The following is a 15,879-nucleotide window of genomic DNA, read 5'->3' as shown; positions in this document are numbered from 1 at the left end:
CGATCAACCGGTTCGCCCGGTCAAGGTTCCGCCCCCGGCGATCACGACGGCACCCTGTGATTGCGATGAAGAGAGTGGTGCGCGGATCGCCGTCGCTCAGGCGTCCGACGCTTCGGGTCGGCTGAGAACATAGGCGGCCGCGGCCGTCATGCAGACCGCCTGAACCGCCAGAACGACGGGCGCGACCGACAGCGCGAGGCTGAGCGCGAAGGCCCCGGCCATCATCGCGACGGTGAGCAGCTTGTAGCGCCGCGCGATGGCGCCATGCGCCCGCCAATCGGCGACGAGCGGGCCGAAGGTGCGGCTCGACTCGAGCCGGGCGGCGAGGCGCGGCGCGCTCTTTCCGAATGCAAAGGCCGCCACGATGGCAAAGGGGGTCGTCGGCAACACGGGCAGCAGCACGCCGACGGCGCCGAGAACCAGCGCGATGCCGCCCAGCGTGAACCACGCGGCGCGCGCGAGGTCGATGCTTTGGACGAGACGGGCGGGCATGGGCGGCTCCATTCGGTAAACGGAATACCGGATATAGGCTCCTGCACCGCACGGCAAGGCTTATCCGACCAAAAGCGTCGGCTTTGCCGCCCCGTTGGCTCAGCCCCGCCGCCGCAACAGCCAGACAAAGAACGCCCCGCCGATCAGGCCGGTGAGGATCCCGATGGGCATGTCCTCGGGGGCCATCACCGTCCGGGCGAGGATATCGCACCACAACAGGAACACCGCGCCGAACAGGGCCGAGACCGGCAGGACGCGCGCATAACTGCCCCCCACGGCCATCCGCACGATATGCGGGACCATCAGCCCGACAAAGCCGATCACCCCCGAAAACGCGACCATGACCCCGGTGATGAGCGCCCCCGCGACAAAGACCTCAAGCCGAAAGCGCGCCACCGCGATGCCCAGCGTCGCGGCGGTCTCGTCACCCACGGTCATGGCGTCGAGATCGTGCGCGCGCAGGCGGAACCACGCGCCGCACAGCACCAGCACCCCCAGCGCGTAAAGCAGATGCGACCATTGCGCGAGCCCCAGCCCGCCCAGCATCCAGAAGACGACGGTATGGGTCGCGCGCGGATCGCCGAGAAAGATCATCACGTTGGCCGCCGCCATGACGATGAACGACACCGCCACACCCGCAAGGACCAGCCGGTCCGCCGACGACGCGCGGGCCATCCGCGCCACGCCCAGCACCAGCCCCATCGCGGCGAGCGCGCCGAGAAAGGCAAAGACCGGAACCGTCGCGCCGCCGAGGATCAGGCCGGTATGCAACAGCGCCACGATGGCGCCGAACGCCCCGCCCGACGAGATGCCCAGCAGATGGGGGTCGGCAAGCGGGTTGCGCGTCACCGCCTGAAGCGTCGCCCCAACCATGGCCAGCCCCGCCCCGACCAGCGCGGCGAGGATCGCGCGCGGCAGGCGCAGGTCCCACACGATGGCCGCCTGGCCCGCCGACCAGTCCGGCGTCACGATGCCCGGCAACAGGCGGTCCGCGATCACGCCCCAGACCGTGGCCGTCGGCACGCCCACGGCACCGACGCTGATCGCGGCCGACAGCGACACGATCAGCACCAGCGCCGACAGGATCACCGCGACCGGATAGGCGCGGCGATGCCGCCGCCGGGCGGTCCGGGTCGCGAGCGCGGCGTCGCTCACGGTGTTCCGGCCGCGTCGGCAAAGGCGGCGGCGAGGGTGCGGACGGCCTCGATGTTGCGCGGGCCGGGCGTCGCCGCGACGTATTCGAGCGTCACGAAGTCATCGTTGCGCACCGCCGCGATATCGGCGAACGCGGGGTTGGAGCGCATGAAATCGCGCTTTTGCTCGGCCGTGACGTCACCGTAATTGACGATCACGATCACCTCGGGGTCGCGGGCGATCACGTCCTCCCAGCCGACGGTGGCCCAGCTCTTCTCGAAATCGTCCATGATGTTGGTGCCTCCCGCGGCTTCGATCAGGGCGGTGGGCATGGCATAGCGCCCGGCGGTAAAAGGAGTGTCCTCGCCGCTGTCATAGACAAAGACGCGCGGCCCGGCGCCGGGCTCGACGTCGGCGGTGATGGCCTCGATCTCGTCGCGCCATCCCGCGACCAGCGCCTCGGCGCGGTCGGGCACGCCAAAGATCTGCCCGAGGTTGAGGATATCGGCATACATGTCGTCGAGGCTCGCCTTGGGCTTGTCCATGATGTGGGTGCAGCTCTCGCTCAGCTCATAGACCGCGATGCCGAAGGGGGCGAGCGTTTCGGGCGTCACCTCTCCGCCGACGCGCATCCCGTAGTTCCAGCCCGCAAAGTAGAAATCGGCCTCGGCCCCGATCAGCACTTCACGGCTGGGATAGCGTTCGGCCAGTTCGGGCAGCTCGGCCACGCCCGCGCGCATCTCGTCGTCGAGCTTGTTCCAACCGTTGATGCCGGTAAATCCGACCATGCGGTCGGTCAGCCCCAGGACAAGCATCATCTCAGTCAGGTTCACGTCGTTCGACACGGCTCGTTCGGGCGCGGCGTCGAAGGTCACGCTGCGGTCGCAGCTTTGCACCGTCACGGGATAGTCCTGCGCCATGGTCTGAACGGCCATCAACGACAGGGGAAGGGAGAGGATAAGACGGGACATGGATCGTATCCTTTCGGAGCCGTGCAGGTGGAAGGTAAAATGCGGCGTGCCGCTCGGCTCGAGCCGTTCGCGCCGGGCGGCCACGTCGAAGGCGCGGGCCACGAGGGTCTCGTTCAGGACGCGGCCCGGCGGGCCGAAAGCCAGCGCGCGGCCCCCGGCGAGGACGAGCACATCGTCGCACAGCCCGGTGGCGAGGTTGAGGTCGTGCAGGCTGGTGACGACGGTGATCCCGAGCCCGCGGACAAGGGCCAGCACCTCGAGCTGATGGCGTATGTCGAGATGGTTCGTCGGCTCGTCCAGGATCAAGAGCCCCGGCTCCTGCGCGAGGGCGCGGGCCACCATGACGCGCTGCTTCTCTCCGCCCGACAGGGTGCCGAGCGCGCGTTCGGACATGCCGGCGAGGTCAAGCCGCGCCATGGCGCGGGCGACCACGGCCGCGTCATAGGCCCCGCCCCCGGCGAAACCGCGCCGGTGTGGCGTGCGGCCCAGCGCGACGATCTCGCGGACGGTCAGGGCGAAATCGGTCGGCTGTTCCTGCAACACGACGGCGACACGGCGCGCGGTGTCGCGCGCGGACAGGCGCCATATGTCCCGCCCGTCGAGCGCGACGACCCCCTGCTCGGGGCGGTGGAACCGGTAGAGCATCCGCAGCAGCGTGGACTTGCCCGCGCCGTTCGCCCCGACAACGCCCAACAGGCGGCCGGGTGCGAGGTCGAAACCGATGCCGCGCAGGATCGGCGGCCCGCCGGGGGGCGACCAGCCGATATCGCGCACCGAAAGCGCGGCGGCGATCATTGCAGCGTCACCCGGTCCGCCCGGATGACCAGCGACGGCACGCGCGCCAGCGCCGCGGCGCAGCCCGCCGCGCGCGGGTTGCCGCCCAGCCCACCCCGATCCGCAAAGGCCACGAGGTCGTCGATATCCGCGTCCGGGTCGACATCGCCGAACAGCCAGACGGTGTCGGCCGTCGCGCGATAGGCGACGGTGCAGGGCCGGTCGCAGACGGCGAGGGACGCGAAGCCCTCGACTTCGAACCCGTCACCCACCACGCCCGACGCCGCATCGCGCGCGGCGCGCAGCCGCCGGATCAGGTCGAGCCCCGGCCGGCAATGTCGTCTGCCGTGGCGGCACGAGGTGCAGATCGTGATGACATGTGTGCCGGTGTCGTCCATTGCGGCCTCCGCGCTGGTGCGGGGCGGCGCGATCGGACCCGTGCGGGCAACGCGGCGTCTGCCGATCCTGCCATTCTGGCCTCCGGTCCCGGACACCCCGCCCGGTTCGAGTTTCCTGCGGTGCCCACAGGCACCGGCGGCGTCCCATGACGCCTGCGATGGCAGGTCTCCTGACTTGCGGGTCAAGGCTCGCCCGAACCTTCCCGGACCGCGGGGTCCAGTGGCGTTCCTCGGGGTCGCTCGCCGCTCACAGTTGCGGGGGCAGTCGCGGATTTGGGCCGGGGCCCGCACCGCATTCCCTTTTCATCCCTCGGCCCTTTGGGGGCGTCGGGAACCATCCCGATCAGCGTGGGCCACCGCCCGCGCGGCGTCAATCCTCATTCGCCGCGGCCCGAGGGTCAGGACGCGGCGGCACCCTCGGTCGCCACCCGCCGGCGCGAGGTGGCGCGGGTCTTGCCCAGCCGCCGCACGAAAGCCGCGATGAAGATCGCCGTGAGGATCAGCACGATCGTCGGTGCCGAGGCGCTGTCGATGAAAAAGCTGAGGTAGGTGCCCGCCAGCATCGACAGCAGGCAGACCGCGACCGAGACAATCAGCATCGGCGCAAAGCTGCGAACCGTCAGGAAAGCGATGGCCCCCGGCGTCACCAGAAGCGCCACAGACAGGATCAGCCCCACCGAGCTGAGCGTGGCCACGATTGTCAGAGACAGCGCGCATAGCAGGCCGTAATGCAGCAGCCGCGTGCTCAGGCCCGAGGCCTGCGCCTGCGCCGGGTCGAAGGCATGAAGCAAAAGGTCTTTCCACTTGAGGATCAGCAGTGCCGAGACGGCGAGCCCGATCACCCCCGAGGTCCAGAGATTCTCGCGGCCGACGCCCAGCATGTTGCCGAAGAGGACATGATCGAGATGCTCGTTCGTCGTGATCGAGGTGTACATGATGATGCCGAGCCCGAACATGCCCGAGAACACGACCCCCGTGACGGTGTCCTGTTTCACCCGGCTGTTATGCGACAGGAACCCCGTCGCCAGCGCACAGAGCATCCCCGCGGCAAAGGCCCCGACGATCAGCGGCAGGCCGAGGATCCAGGCCAGAACGATGCCGGGCAGGGTCGCGTGGCTGACCGCGTCGCCCATCAGCGCCCACCCCTTGAGCACGAGGAAACACGACAAGAGCGCGGTCGGCGGCGCCACCATGAGGCAGATCCAGAACGCGTTCTGCATGAAGGGGAACTGGAACGGCAGGAGCAGGGTCTCGAGGTTCACGGCGTCACCTCCCGCGCGGCGCGGGCCGTCGCGTCTTCATGGGGACGCTCCAGCGCGGCGGCAGCCTTGCGGCGCGCGGCCAGCATCCCGTGTTTCGGCGCAAAGGCGAATGCCAGAAGGAAGATCAGCGTCTGCAACGTCACGATGACGCCGCCCGTCGCCCCGTCGAGGAAATAGCTGGCATAGGCGCCGACAAAGCTCGTGACCGTGCCGATCAGGACCGACAGCGCGATCAGCCGCGGGAACCGGTCGCACAGCAGGTAGGCCGTCGCCCCCGGCGTCACGACCAGCGCGATCACCAGAAAGGCGCCGACCGTCATCATCGCCGCCACGACCGAGGCCGAGAGCAGCACGAAGAACACCGCGCGCAGCAGCTCGGGCCGCAGCCCGATCGAGCGGGCATGCGTCTCGTCGAAGAACACGACCATCAGATCCTTCCACTTGGCCATCAGCACCGCGAGCGACACGAAACCGATGATCGCCAGTTGCAGCGTGTCGCCCGGCGTGATCGCGAGGATATTGCCCATGACGATGGTCTGGATGCTGACCGACATCGGCGACAGCGACACCATGAAAAGCCCCAGCCCGAAGAACGAGGTAAAGATGATGCCGATGATGACGTCGATCTTGAGCCCCGACCGCCCCGACAGGAACAGCATCGCGCCCGCCGCCAGACCGCCCGCGACGAACGCGCCCAGCGCAAAGGGCAGGCCGAGGATATAGGCCCCCGCCACGCCCGGAACGACCGAATGGGACAGCGCGTCGCCGATCAGCGACCAGCCCTTGAGCATCAGGTAGCACGACAGGAACGCGCAGACGCCACCGACCAGCGACGAGACCCACATCGCGTTCCACATGTAGCTATAGCCGAACGGCTCGATCAGGGTTTCGATCATCGGCCATCCTCCCGCGCGCCGTAATGCACGAATGGCCTTTCGTCATCGGTGATGATGCTGACCTCGCGCGGGTCGTCATCGTCGTGCAGCGCCTCTCCGCCGAGGTTGAAATGCCGCAACACGCCGCCAAAGACGCGTTGCAGGTTCTCGCGGGTAAAGGTCGTTTCGGTGGGGCCGTAGGCCAGCACCGTGCCCTTGATGAGAACCGTCCGGTCGCAGAAATCCGGCACCGACCCGAGATTGTGGGTCGAGACCAGCATCACGCGCCCCTCGTCGCGCAGCTCGCGCAGCAGGTCGGTGATCTGGTCCTCGGTCTGGACGTCCACGCCGCTGAACGGCTCGTCGAGCAGGATCACGCGGCCGTCCTGCGCCAGCGCGCGGGCAAGAAAGACGCGCTTGCGCTGGCCGCCCGACAGCTCGCCGATCTGGCGGTGCCGGTATTCGGTCATGTTCACCCGGTCGAGCGCGTCGGCCACCGCGGCGTGATCGACGCGGCGGGCGCGGCGCAGGAACCCCATATGCCCGTAACGCCCCATCATCACGACATCCTCGACCAGCACCGGAAAGGCCCAGTCGACCTCTTCGGACTGGGGCACATAGGCCACGAGGTTCTCGCGCAGCGCCTGCTTTACCGTCTTGCCCAAAAGCCGGATCTCGCCGCGGGCGGCGGGAACGAAGCCCATGATCGCCTTGAACAGCGTCGATTTGCCCGCGCCGTTCACGCCGACAAGCGCGGTGATCGTGCCCTTGGGGATGGCGAACGTCGCGTCGTGCAACGCGGTGTGGCCGTTGCGATAGGTCACGGTCACGTCGCGCGCATAGATCCCCGCCCCGTCCTCGGGGCGCGGGGCGGCGGCATCGGCCCCGCGGCGGTGTTCGGACGTGTCGAGCATGTCCCGATCCTCTCGTGTCATCTGTGGCCGGCCCACCCATTCAACGCATGTCTCCGCAGCGTTTCCGCCGCGGAGACCCATGAAACGGTTTCAACCGGCACTCAGTTCATATTGCGCGACATGCCGTCCGCCACGGTCTGCGACGTGACCCTCAGCAGGTCGAGATAGGTAGGCGCCGGGCCGTCGGCCTCGGTCAGGCTGTCGACATAGAGGACGCCGCCAAAGGCCGCCCCCGTCTCGCGCGCGACCTGTTCGGCCGGCGAGGTGTTGACCGTGCTTTCGCAAAAGACGACGGGAATATCGTTTTCCCTCACCCCGTCGATGACCTTGCGCACCTGTTGCGGCGTGCCGACCTGGTCGGCGTTCATCGGCCAGAGGTAGAGTTCCTTCATCCCGAAATCGCGCGCGAGATAGCTGAAGGCCCCTTCGCAGGTGACAAGCCAGCGCTGCTCGGCCGGAACCTGTGCGACGCGGTCGCGCAGCGGCTGGATCGTGTCCATGATCTCGGTCTTGTAGGCCTCGGCATTGGCCCGATAGGTCTCGGCGTTGGCGGGGTCGTGCTCGGCAAAGGCGTCGGCGATATTGTCGACATAGACCATGGCGTTATCGGCCCCCATCCAGGCATGGGGGTTGGCCTTGCCCTCGTATGAGCCTTCGGAGATCGCGATGGGCTCGATCCCCTCGGTCAGCGTGACCGAGGGGATATCGCCGAGGTTGTCGAGGAACTGCTCGAACCACAGCTCGAGATTCAGGCCGTTCCACAGGATCAGGTCGGCATCGCTGGCGCGCACGATATCCTGCGGGGTCGGCGAATAGCCGTGGATCTCGGCGCCGGGCTTGGTGATCGACACGACCTCGGCCGCGTCGCCGGCCACGTTCTGCGCCATGTCGGCCAGAACGGTAAAGGTCGTGACGGCCTTGAACCTGTCGCCATCCGCGGCATGGGCCCCGGCGGCAAAAAGCGTGGCGAGGGCGGTGGCAGCAATCAGGCGGGGCGTGGGTCGGGTCATCATGCGTCTCCGGTCTGGAAAAGGATGAAACGTTTCTGCGAGGCAGTTGCAAGTAGCGAGATAGAACCGGCGATCCGGCGCTGTCAAGACGATTGAGAATGAGTTGCATCTAGAGCGCCCGACACCGTTTGCCAGCCCGCCATCCGGCCGCCCGCGTTGGCGGACTGCCAGTTCCCGAGACAAACTGGAGGAATCCGCCGCCCAAAGGCAAAATTGAGTTAGATCAAGGATTTATTTTCCCGACTCGCCCAAGATGGTCGTGATGCGAGAACGCTGCGTGCCGTTCTCGCGCACCAGGGATCGGAAGGAAGCTCCATGGATCTCGCTCGCAGGCTTTTCATGACCCAGGCGGCCCGCGTCACGGCCGGCGCCGCATTCGTGCCGCTGGCCCAGGTCGCGCAGGCCGGTATCAACGACCAGCCCCCGCGTCGGGGCGGCGACCCGACAAAACGCTACGCGATGCTGATCGACCTGCGCCGCTGCATCGGCTGCCAGGCCTGCACGGTGTCCTGCCACATCGAGAATGAGGCGCCGCTGGGCAAGTTCCGCACCATCGTGTCGCAATACGAGGTCGAGAACGAGGAAACCGGCGCGCTGGCCCAGTTCATGCTGCCGCGCCTGTGCAACCATTGCGACAACCCGCCCTGCGTGCCCGTCTGCCCGGTGCAGGCGACGTTCCAGCGCGAGGACGGCATCGTGGTCGTCGATGCCGATCGCTGCGTCGGCTGCGCCTATTGCGTGCAGGCCTGCCCCTATGACGCGCGGTTCGTGAACCCGCGCACGCAGGTCGCCGACAAATGCACCTTTTGCGCGCACAGGCTCGAGGCGGGGCTGCTGCCCGCCTGCGTCGAATCCTGCGTCGGAGGGGCGCGCATCATCGGGGATATCAACGATCCCGAAAGCCAGATCGCCCGCATGATCGACGAGTACCACGACGAGCTTATGGTGCTTCAGCCCGACAAGAACACCGCGCCGCATATCTTCTATCTCGGCATGGACGAGCGGTTCGTCGACCGGCCCGAGGCAAGGCCCGGCCTGTGGGACGTGCGCGACAGCGACGGTGCGGAACTGGGGTACGAATATGCAGAGCATTGAGGTCATCGCACCGCGCTACGACATCGCGTGGTATCCTTGGGCGGTGCAGTATTTCTTTCTCGTGGCGCTGTCCTACACGTCGCTGTGGCTGGCGTTCCCCGGCACCGTCCTGGGGCTCGAACGGTGGAAACCGGTGGCCCGTCTCGCTCTCGTCGCGGCGGTGACGACGGCCATCGTGGCGCCCGTCTCGCTGCTGGCGGATCTGCACCAGCCGCTGCGGTTCTGGCATTTCTACGCCTATTTCACGCCGTGGTCGTGGATGTCGATCGGGTCGGTGTTCCTGCCGCTTTTCGTGCTGTTGACCGTGGCGCTTGCCTGGCTGGTCTGGCGCGAACCGATGAAGGCATGGCGCGGACCGGGCCTGGTCGGCGGCGTCGCGCGCATCGTCACGCTCGGCGACTGGACGAGCCCGCGCTGGTCGGTCGTACTGACCGGGCTCGGCGCCTTTGCCGCCTCGATCGTGGTGGCGGTCTATACCGGCTACGAGATCGCGGTCATCAAGGGCCGCCCGCTTTGGCATACCGATTTCCTGCCGGTGATGTTCGTCGCCACCGGGCTGATCGGCTCGACCGGCCTGTTGCTGGTGCTCGACCGGTTCACCGGCACCCGCGCGGCCGAGCTGCGCGCGATGGGCCGGGCGGCATCGCGCAGCCGCGCCACCTCGCGCCAGTTGCTGATGGTGCTGCTGATCGCCTGCGTGCTGGCCGGCATCACCGCCGCGCTGTGGTTCGCGGTGGGGCTGGGCAACCGCGATCCGTCGGTCGCCGCCGCCCTCGACTCGGTGCAGGACAATCCCGACTGGCGGGCGATGACCTTCCGCGCCATCGCCACGGGCGGGCTGCTGTTTCTCGGCGTCCTGGTGCTGCTGCTGCGTCCGCAGATCCGCGGCCTTGCCTGGGTCTTCGGCCTGCTTGCGCTGCATACCGCGTGGATGTTCCGCTGGGCCGTGCTGATGAACGTGCAGACCGTGCAACGCCAGACCGCGGGGTTCAGCGAATACCACCTCGCGATGGGTTCGGGCGGGCTTTTGGGCATCGTCGGCAGCTTTGGCCTGTGGCTCGCCGTGCTCATGCTGATCGACATCTTCGTGCCATGGCGCGCGGCGCTCGGCGGCGCCGGCGAACCGGCCGTCTCCCCCGATCCGAAGGGAGTGCCTTCTCATGGATAAGTCGCGTCGCAGACTGCTTCAGGGCGGCGTCGCCGTCGCCGGAACCGCCACCTTTGCCGCGGGCTATTCTGCGCCGCTCGAAAAGATGGCGCATGGCCTGTCGGGCAGTTCGGGCGAAAAGCCCGCGCATCCGATCTATGGCGACGCGCCCGCGCCCGAGTACCGCGTCGATCTCGCCACCGGCGATATCGAGATGAACCCCGATCAGCGCATGGCCTTTACCATCTGCTATGGCTGCACCACGCAATGCGGCGTGCGGGTCCGGATCGAGAACGCCACCGACCGCGTGCTGAACGTGCGCGGCAACCCCTATCACCCGCTATCGTCCGACGCGCACCTGCCCGAGACCGCCCCCGTGCGCGAGGCGCTGCGTTGCGTCTCGGGTTTCGACCATAACGGGCAGGAGAACCGCTCGACTGCCTGCGCGCGGGGCAACGCGATGATCGCCCAGATCGACAGCCCGCACCGCGTTCTCAACGTGCTCAAGCGGGTGGGTCCGCGCGGCGCGGGCGAATGGCGGACCGTGCCCTTCGAGCGGGCCATCGAGGAAATCTGCGAAGGCGGCGACCTGTTCGGCGAGGGCCCGGTCGACGGGCTGCGCGCGATCAACGACTACGAGACCCCGCTCGACCCCGACGCGCCCGAGCTCGGGCCCAAAACCAACCAGCTTCTGGTGATGGAGGCCACCGATTACGGCCGCTCGGCCCTGCTCAAGCGGTTCGCCTTCAACGCGTTCGGCACGCGCAACTACGGCCATCACGGCAGCTATTGCGGGCTCGCCTTCCGCATGGGCTCGGGCGCGGTGATGAACGATCTCGACAGCAACGCCCATACCAAGCCCGATTTCGAGAATGCCGATTTCGCGTTGTTCATCGGGACGGCCCCTAGCCAGGCGGGCAACCCGTTCAAGCGGCAGGGCCGGCTGATTGCGGATGCGCGCGCCAAGGGGCTGGATTACGTCGTGGTCGACCCGGCGCTGAACGCATCGGTCGTGAACCCGGCCCAGGGCGCGAACTGGGTGCCGGTGAGACCGGGCACCGACAGCGCGCTGGCGATGGCGTTGATCCGCTGGCTGCTCGAGAATGACGGCTATGCCGCCGATTTCCTGTCCCTGCCCTCGCAGCGGGCGGCGGATGCGGCGAACGAGGCGGGCCATACAAACGCCGCGCATCTCGTCATCGTCGAGGACGGACACCCCGCGCAGGGCCGGTTCCTGCGCAAGTCCCATCTCGGGCTGGCCGAACCCGAGGCCGAGGATGACGGTCCGATTGTTCTTGCCGGCGGCACGCCGACCCCCGCCGACAGTGCCGACCGCGGCGATCTGTTCGCCCGCACGGCCATCGCGCTGCCCGATGGCGGCAAGATCGCGGTCGCGTCGAGCCTGACGCTTTTGCGCGAGGCCGCCCTGGAGCATACGCTTGCCGACTATGCCGCCGAATGTGGCATCCCCGAAGATCGCATCGTCGAGATCGCCCGCCGGTTCAAGGCGGGCGGGCGCCGCGCGGTGGTCGATTGCCATGGCGGCATGATGTCGGCCACCGGGTTCCACGCGGCCTACGGCATCCAGGTGCTGAACCTGCTGGCGGGGTCGATGAACCACAAGGGCGGCTCGGCCCATGGCGGCGGCAGCTTCAACGGCTTCGGCAACGGGCCGCGCTACGACCTGGCGACCTTTCCCGAGATGCGCAAACCGCAGGGCGTGTTCCTGTCGCGCTCGAAATTCCCCTATGAGAAATCGTCGGAATACAATCGGCGCGTCGCGGCGGGCGAGAACCCCTACCCGGCCAGGGCGCCCTGGCGAAAGCTGGCGCCGCCGGTGCTGACCGAGCATCTGGCCTCGGCGCTCGACGGCTATCCCTACCCGATCAAGGCGGTGATCGGCGTCATGGCCAACCCGCTTTACGGCCAGGCCGGGTTGCAGGAGCTGATCGGCGACCGGATGGCCGACCCCTCCCGGCTGGGGCTCTACGTCGCGATCGACGGGTTCATCAACGAAACGAACCGCTATGCCGACTACATCTTTCCCGACTCGGTCATGTACGAGGTCTGGGGCTTCACCGGCGCGTGGTCGGGCACGCTGACCAAGACGACGACCGCCTGCTGGCCGGTGATCGAGCCCCGGCAGGTCAAGACCGCCGATGGCGACCCGGTCGGGATGGAGAGCTTTCTCATCGCCGTGGCCAAGCGGCTGAACCTCGCCGGGTTCGGCGCCGGGGCTATTCCCGCCGCCGATGGCGGCCTGCTCAATCTCGACCGCGCCGAGGATTTCTTTCTCAGGGCGGCGGCCAACGTGGCTTTCACGGGCGACACCCTGCCCGCGGCCAGCGACGACGATATCGCGCTGAGCGGGATCGGCCGTCTGATGCCCCGCATCCAGGAGACGCTGCCCCCCGAGGAACGCGGCCCGGTCACGCATCTCTATTCCCGCGGCGGGCGGTTCCAGAACTTTGCCAAGGCCTACGACGGCGAATTGCTGGGCAACCGCTGGACGCGCACGCTCTGCCTCTACAACGAGGATGTCGCGACCGCCATCGACAGCGAGACCGGGCGCCGCCACCGCGGCGTGCCCGAGTTCCGGCGCGCCGAACTGTCGGACGGAACACCCATGCGCGACCTGTTCCCCGAGGACGACTGGCCGCTGCTGGCGTTCTCTTTCAAGTCCAACATCTTCAACTCCTACGCCGCGGGGCTCGACCGGTTGCGGATGATCAAGCCCTATAACCCGGTGCTGATCCACACCGCCGATGCCCGCCGCGCCGGGATCGCCCATGGCGACACGCTCGAGATCGAAAGCCCCGGAGGCCGCGCCATCGGCATCGCGCTGGTCGGCGAAGGGGTGATGCGCGGCGCCCTGGGGATCGAACACGGCTTCGGGCACAGCGAACTGGGTGCCACCCGCCACCTGATCGACGGAGAGCCGCATGGCGGAAACCCGTGGATCGGGGCGGGCGTGAACCTCAACGCGCTGGGCTTTGCCGACCCGACCCGCCGGGTCGCGGGCACATGGCTCGAACCGATCAGCGGCGCGAGCGTCCGCCAGGGCCTTCCGGTCCGCATCCGCAAGCTTGAGGACGTGGCGGCGTAAGGGCGGGTGGTGGACCCACGGCGTACCCCTTGCCGGGGCCGCGGGCGCCACAAGCCCGCCCGCCCCGCCGATCAGGGCCAGGCGGCGAAGCTGCCATCCGTGGCCGAGCGGGCGCGCGCCGCGTTGCGGCGGAAACGGCTGGGCGGGGTTCCCTCCATCCGGGTGAAGAAGCGGTTGAAATATGCCGGGTCGGAAAAGCCGAGCCGGTAAGCGACCTGTCGGACCTGAAGCCCCGTGCCGAGCAACAGGTCGCAGGCCTGCCGGTGCAGTTCACCGTGCAGGTAGGCGCGAGGCGACAGGCCGGTGGCGCGGTGGACGACGCGCCCCAGCCGATCGCGGTCGACCCCGAGCGCGCCGCAATACTCCGCCACGGACCAATGCGACCGCGCGTTCTGTTGCGCCAGCAACACGAAGCGGTCCGACAGGCCGCTCGTTTCGCCGCCGCCGACGGCCCGATGCGCCAGCGCGAGGCGCCATAACGACAGCAGCATCAGCCCGAGGCGGCAATCGCAGGCGGCGTCGAAGCCCGGCCCGGCGGTGGCAAGCTCGTCGCGCATCGCCCGCATGCCGGTCTGCAATTCGTCGCGCAGCGCCGGGTTGTCGAGCGGCAGGAAAAGCGCCTTTCCGAGCAATCCGCGCATCGCCTCGTCAAGCCCCGGCGGGACGGCACGGGCCAGTCTCGGGCCGGGCAGTTCGAGCAGCCAGCCGACCGATCCGGGCGCGAAAACCAGCCGTCCCCCGTTTCCGGCGGGCAGCCATGCCAATCCCGGTATCGCCCGCGACGCCGGTTCGCCGCCCATCGTCACGGCGCTGGACCCGCCCAGCAGCACGACCATGTGGCCGCGCGCCGGGCGCAGCGCGAATGTCACCTGATGCAACGGCGCGTGGATGTGATGCGCGACGGGGCGAACCGGGTCGGGTGCGACGGGGTGCCGGGTCATCGTGCGGCTTCCTCATGATCCTCGCCGGGCAGGTTTGCGCCGCTTGGATGCAATTTCCAGCCCCAAGCGTCCATTTCTGGCGGATGATCGCTGTTATAACCAAGAAGGGCCCAGTCGGGCCTGTATGAGGAGGACACCCATGGAAACGCTGGATCTCTATATCGGGGGCGAGTTCGCGCCTGCCACGGGCGGGCGCACGTTCGAGCGCGCCAATCCCGTGACCGACACCGTCGTCACGCGCGCGGCAGCCGCCACCGAGGAGGACGCATCCCGCGCGGTCGAGGCCGCGGCCGCCGCCTTTGCCGAATGGTCCGCCACCCCGCCGTCGCAACGCCGCCGCACGATGCTCGCCGCGGCCGATGCGCTGACCCGGAAAACCGATGCGATCGTCGCGGCGATGAAGGAAGAGACCGGCGCGACCGAGGGCTGGGCCCGTTTCAACTGCATGCTTGCAAGCGAAATGCTGATCGAGGCCGCGGGACTCGTCACCCAGATCAAGGGCGAGATCGTGCCGTCGAACCGCCCCGGCACCACGGCATACGCGGTGCGGCAGCCGGCCGGGGTCGTGCTTGCCATGGCACCCTGGAACGCCCCGGTGATCCTTGGCGTGCGGGCCATCGCGACGCCCCTGGCTTGTGGCAACACCGTGGTGATGAAAACCTCCGAGCTTTGCCCGCGCACCCATGCGCTGATCGTCGAGGCGGTGGCCGAGGCCGGTTTCCCCGCGGGCACGCTCAACGCGATCTCGAACGCGCCCGATGACGCGCATGCCATCGTCGAGACGGTGATCGCCCATCCGGCGGTGCGGCGCGTGAACTTCACCGGCTCGACGCGCGTCGGACGGATCATCGCCGAAAGCTGCGGCCGCCATCTCAAGCCCGCGCTGCTGGAGCTTGGCGGCAAGGCCCCGATGATCGTGCTCGAGGATGCCGACCTGGATGCCGCCGTCGCCGCGGCGGGCTTTGCCGCCTACATGAACCAGGGCCAGATCTGCATGTCGACCGAGCGGATCATCGTGGTCGACGCCGTGGCCGACGCCTTTGTCGAAAAGCTCGCCGCCAAGGTCGAAAGCCTGACCGCGGGCGACCCGGACAAGGCCGAGCACCCGCTCGGGGCGATGATCGGCGCCGCGGCGGCGGACCGTGTGCGCGGGCTGATCGAGGACGCCACGCAAAAGGGCGCGAAGCTGATCGCCGGCGGTGGCGAGGGGGTGCTGCTGAACGCCGCCGCGCTCGACCGCGTCACGCCGCAGATGCGCCTCTATTCCGAGGAAAGCTTCGGCCCGGTGGCCGCCGTCATCCGCGCCGCCGATGCCGACGAGGCGGTGCGCATCGCCAATGACAGCGATTTCGGACTGGCCGCGGCCGTGTTCGGCCGCGACACCACCCGTGCCATGGCCATCGCCCGCCGGGTCGAAAGCGGCATCTGCCACGTGAACGGCCCCACGGTGCATGACGAGGCGCAGATGCCGTTCGGCGGCGTCAAGCAGTCGGGGCATGGTCGCTTCGGCGGGATCTGGGGCGTGCACGAGTTCACCGACCTGCGGTGGATCACCGTTCAGGATGGCGACCTGCACTATCCGATCTGAACGCTGATCGGGCCGGGCGATCGAGCGTCCGGCCCGACATGCTTTCCGGTTTCGGCAATCAAAACGCCGTAATCATCATTTTGCAGCGGCAAAACTTAAAGATAAACTGCCCCAAGCGTCTTGTCGCGGCGGAGGAGAGCCGCGTTGGACGACCGGATCGGCGGTTTCCGCC

Annotated in this window: 13 protein-coding genes, 1 pseudogene and 1 riboswitch; of the genes and pseudogenes, 4 read left to right on the top strand and 10 right to left on the bottom strand. The window is 68.2% G+C overall.

Annotated elements, in window-relative coordinates; translation table 11 throughout:
* Positions 1 to 96: 96 nt before the first annotated feature.
* From E2L08_RS07110 to E2L08_RS07070, 9 genes and pseudogenes are all read right to left on the bottom strand, one after another.
* On the bottom strand, positions 97 to 492 hold the full coding sequence (locus E2L08_RS07110) for a YbaN family protein (protein ID WP_133396378.1): 396 nt from the start codon (positions 490 to 492) through the stop codon (positions 97 to 99).
* Between the two features lie 99 nt (positions 493 to 591).
* Positions 592 to 1,647 (bottom strand): FecCD family ABC transporter permease, encoded by a 1,056-nt coding sequence (locus E2L08_RS07105; RefSeq protein ID WP_133396377.1) that lies wholly within the window; start codon positions 1,645 to 1,647, stop codon positions 592 to 594.
* The gene (locus E2L08_RS07100) at positions 1,644 to 2,561 is read right to left on the bottom strand and encodes an ABC transporter substrate-binding protein (protein WP_240758154.1); all 918 of its coding nucleotides are present in this window, start codon (positions 2,559 to 2,561) and stop codon (positions 1,644 to 1,646) included. Before E2L08_RS07100 ends, E2L08_RS07105 begins: the two co-directional genes overlap by 4 nt.
* Positions 2,562 to 2,891: 330 nt before the next feature.
* Positions 2,892 to 3,392, bottom strand: a pseudogene (locus tag E2L08_RS17430) (ABC transporter ATP-binding protein); the annotation flags it as partial.
* Complete coding sequence (locus E2L08_RS07090; RefSeq protein WP_133396376.1) at positions 3,389 to 3,769, bottom strand: DUF1636 family protein; 381 nt, start codon at positions 3,767 to 3,769, stop codon at positions 3,389 to 3,391. The gene E2L08_RS07090 and the pseudogene E2L08_RS17430, both read right to left, overlap by 4 nt.
* A 143-nt stretch (positions 3,770 to 3,912) precedes the next feature.
* Positions 3,913 to 4,123, bottom strand: a riboswitch (cobalamin riboswitch).
* Positions 4,124 to 4,167: 44 nt separating this feature from the next.
* A complete protein-coding gene (locus E2L08_RS07085; protein ID WP_133396476.1) occupies positions 4,168 to 4,989 on the bottom strand; it encodes a metal ABC transporter permease in 822 nt (273 codons plus the stop codon).
* A 38-nt stretch (positions 4,990 to 5,027) separates the two neighbouring features.
* The gene (locus E2L08_RS07080; RefSeq protein ID WP_133396375.1) at positions 5,028 to 5,927 is read right to left on the bottom strand and encodes a metal ABC transporter permease; all 900 of its coding nucleotides are present in this window, start codon (positions 5,925 to 5,927) and stop codon (positions 5,028 to 5,030) included.
* On the bottom strand, positions 5,924 to 6,820 hold the full coding sequence (locus E2L08_RS07075) for a manganese/iron ABC transporter ATP-binding protein (protein ID WP_133396374.1): 897 nt from the start codon (positions 6,818 to 6,820) through the stop codon (positions 5,924 to 5,926). Before E2L08_RS07075 ends, E2L08_RS07080 begins: the two co-directional genes overlap by 4 nt.
* 101 nt (positions 6,821 to 6,921) lie before the next feature.
* A complete protein-coding gene (locus E2L08_RS07070; protein WP_133396373.1) occupies positions 6,922 to 7,830 on the bottom strand; it encodes a metal ABC transporter substrate-binding protein in 909 nt (302 codons plus the stop codon).
* A 315-nt stretch (positions 7,831 to 8,145) separates the two neighbouring features.
* On the opposite strand from E2L08_RS07070, the gene dsrO reads away from it, so the two are divergent.
* The 3 genes from dsrO to E2L08_RS07055 are packed head-to-tail and all read left to right on the top strand — an operon-like array spanning position 8,146 to position 13,178.
* The gene (gene dsrO / locus E2L08_RS07065; RefSeq protein WP_133396372.1) at positions 8,146 to 8,925 is read left to right on the top strand and encodes a sulfate reduction electron transfer complex DsrMKJOP subunit DsrO; all 780 of its coding nucleotides are present in this window, start codon (positions 8,146 to 8,148) and stop codon (positions 8,923 to 8,925) included.
* On the top strand, positions 8,912 to 10,093 hold the full coding sequence (gene nrfD, locus E2L08_RS07060) for an NrfD/PsrC family molybdoenzyme membrane anchor subunit (protein ID WP_133396371.1): 1,182 nt from the start codon (positions 8,912 to 8,914) through the stop codon (positions 10,091 to 10,093). Before dsrO ends, nrfD begins: the two co-directional genes overlap by 14 nt.
* Complete coding sequence (locus E2L08_RS07055) at positions 10,086 to 13,178, top strand: molybdopterin-dependent oxidoreductase (RefSeq protein WP_133396370.1); 3,093 nt, start codon at positions 10,086 to 10,088, stop codon at positions 13,176 to 13,178. The genes nrfD and E2L08_RS07055 overlap by 8 nt, the downstream gene beginning before the upstream one ends.
* A gap of 71 nt (positions 13,179 to 13,249) precedes the next feature.
* Here the strand turns inward: E2L08_RS07055 and E2L08_RS07050 are convergent, their stop codons facing one another.
* On the bottom strand, positions 13,250 to 14,119 hold the full coding sequence (locus tag E2L08_RS07050) for a helix-turn-helix domain-containing protein (RefSeq protein ID WP_133396369.1): 870 nt from the start codon (positions 14,117 to 14,119) through the stop codon (positions 13,250 to 13,252).
* 139 nt (positions 14,120 to 14,258) lie between these two features.
* On the opposite strand from E2L08_RS07050, the gene E2L08_RS07045 reads away from it, so the two are divergent.
* Entirely contained in the window at positions 14,259 to 15,707 is a 1,449-nt protein-coding gene (locus E2L08_RS07045) for an aldehyde dehydrogenase (RefSeq protein WP_133396368.1), read from the top strand.
* The last annotated feature ends 172 nt before the right edge of the window (positions 15,708 to 15,879 follow it).

Origin of the sequence: Palleronia sediminis (assembly GCF_004358695.1) — a bacterium.
GTDB classification, from domain to species: domain Bacteria; phylum Pseudomonadota; class Alphaproteobacteria; order Rhodobacterales; family Rhodobacteraceae; genus Palleronia; species Palleronia sediminis.
Note: the sequence above shows the minus strand (reverse complement) of the source record. Positions and strands in the feature narration are given on the sequence as shown.

Coding starts and splice junctions, on each gene's coding strand:
- E2L08_RS07070 (WP_133396373.1), bottom strand. CDS start 7,830: ATGACCCGACCCACGCCCCGCCTGATTGCTGCCACCGCCCTCGCCACG.
- E2L08_RS07050 (WP_133396369.1), bottom strand. CDS start 14,119: ATGACCCGGCACCCCGTCGCACCCGACCCGGTTCGCCCCGTCGCGCAT.
- E2L08_RS07085 (WP_133396476.1), bottom strand. CDS start 4,989: ATGCAGAACGCGTTCTGGATCTGCCTCATGGTGGCGCCGCCGACCGCG.
- dsrO (WP_133396372.1), top strand. CDS start 8,146: ATGGATCTCGCTCGCAGGCTTTTCATGACCCAGGCGGCCCGCGTCACG.
- E2L08_RS07090 (WP_133396376.1), bottom strand. CDS start 3,769: ATGGACGACACCGGCACACATGTCATCACGATCTGCACCTCGTGCCGC.
- E2L08_RS07110 (WP_133396378.1), bottom strand. CDS start 492: ATGCCCGCCCGTCTCGTCCAAAGCATCGACCTCGCGCGCGCCGCGTGG.
- E2L08_RS07080 (WP_133396375.1), bottom strand. CDS start 5,927: ATGATCGAAACCCTGATCGAGCCGTTCGGCTATAGCTACATGTGGAAC.
- E2L08_RS07055 (WP_133396370.1), top strand. CDS start 10,086: ATGGATAAGTCGCGTCGCAGACTGCTTCAGGGCGGCGTCGCCGTCGCC.
- E2L08_RS07045 (WP_133396368.1), top strand. CDS start 14,259: ATGGAAACGCTGGATCTCTATATCGGGGGCGAGTTCGCGCCTGCCACG.
- nrfD (WP_133396371.1), top strand. CDS start 8,912: ATGCAGAGCATTGAGGTCATCGCACCGCGCTACGACATCGCGTGGTAT.
- E2L08_RS07100 (WP_240758154.1), bottom strand. CDS start 2,561: ATGGCCGTTCAGACCATGGCGCAGGACTATCCCGTGACGGTGCAAAGC.
- E2L08_RS07075 (WP_133396374.1), bottom strand. CDS start 6,820: ATGCTCGACACGTCCGAACACCGCCGCGGGGCCGATGCCGCCGCCCCG.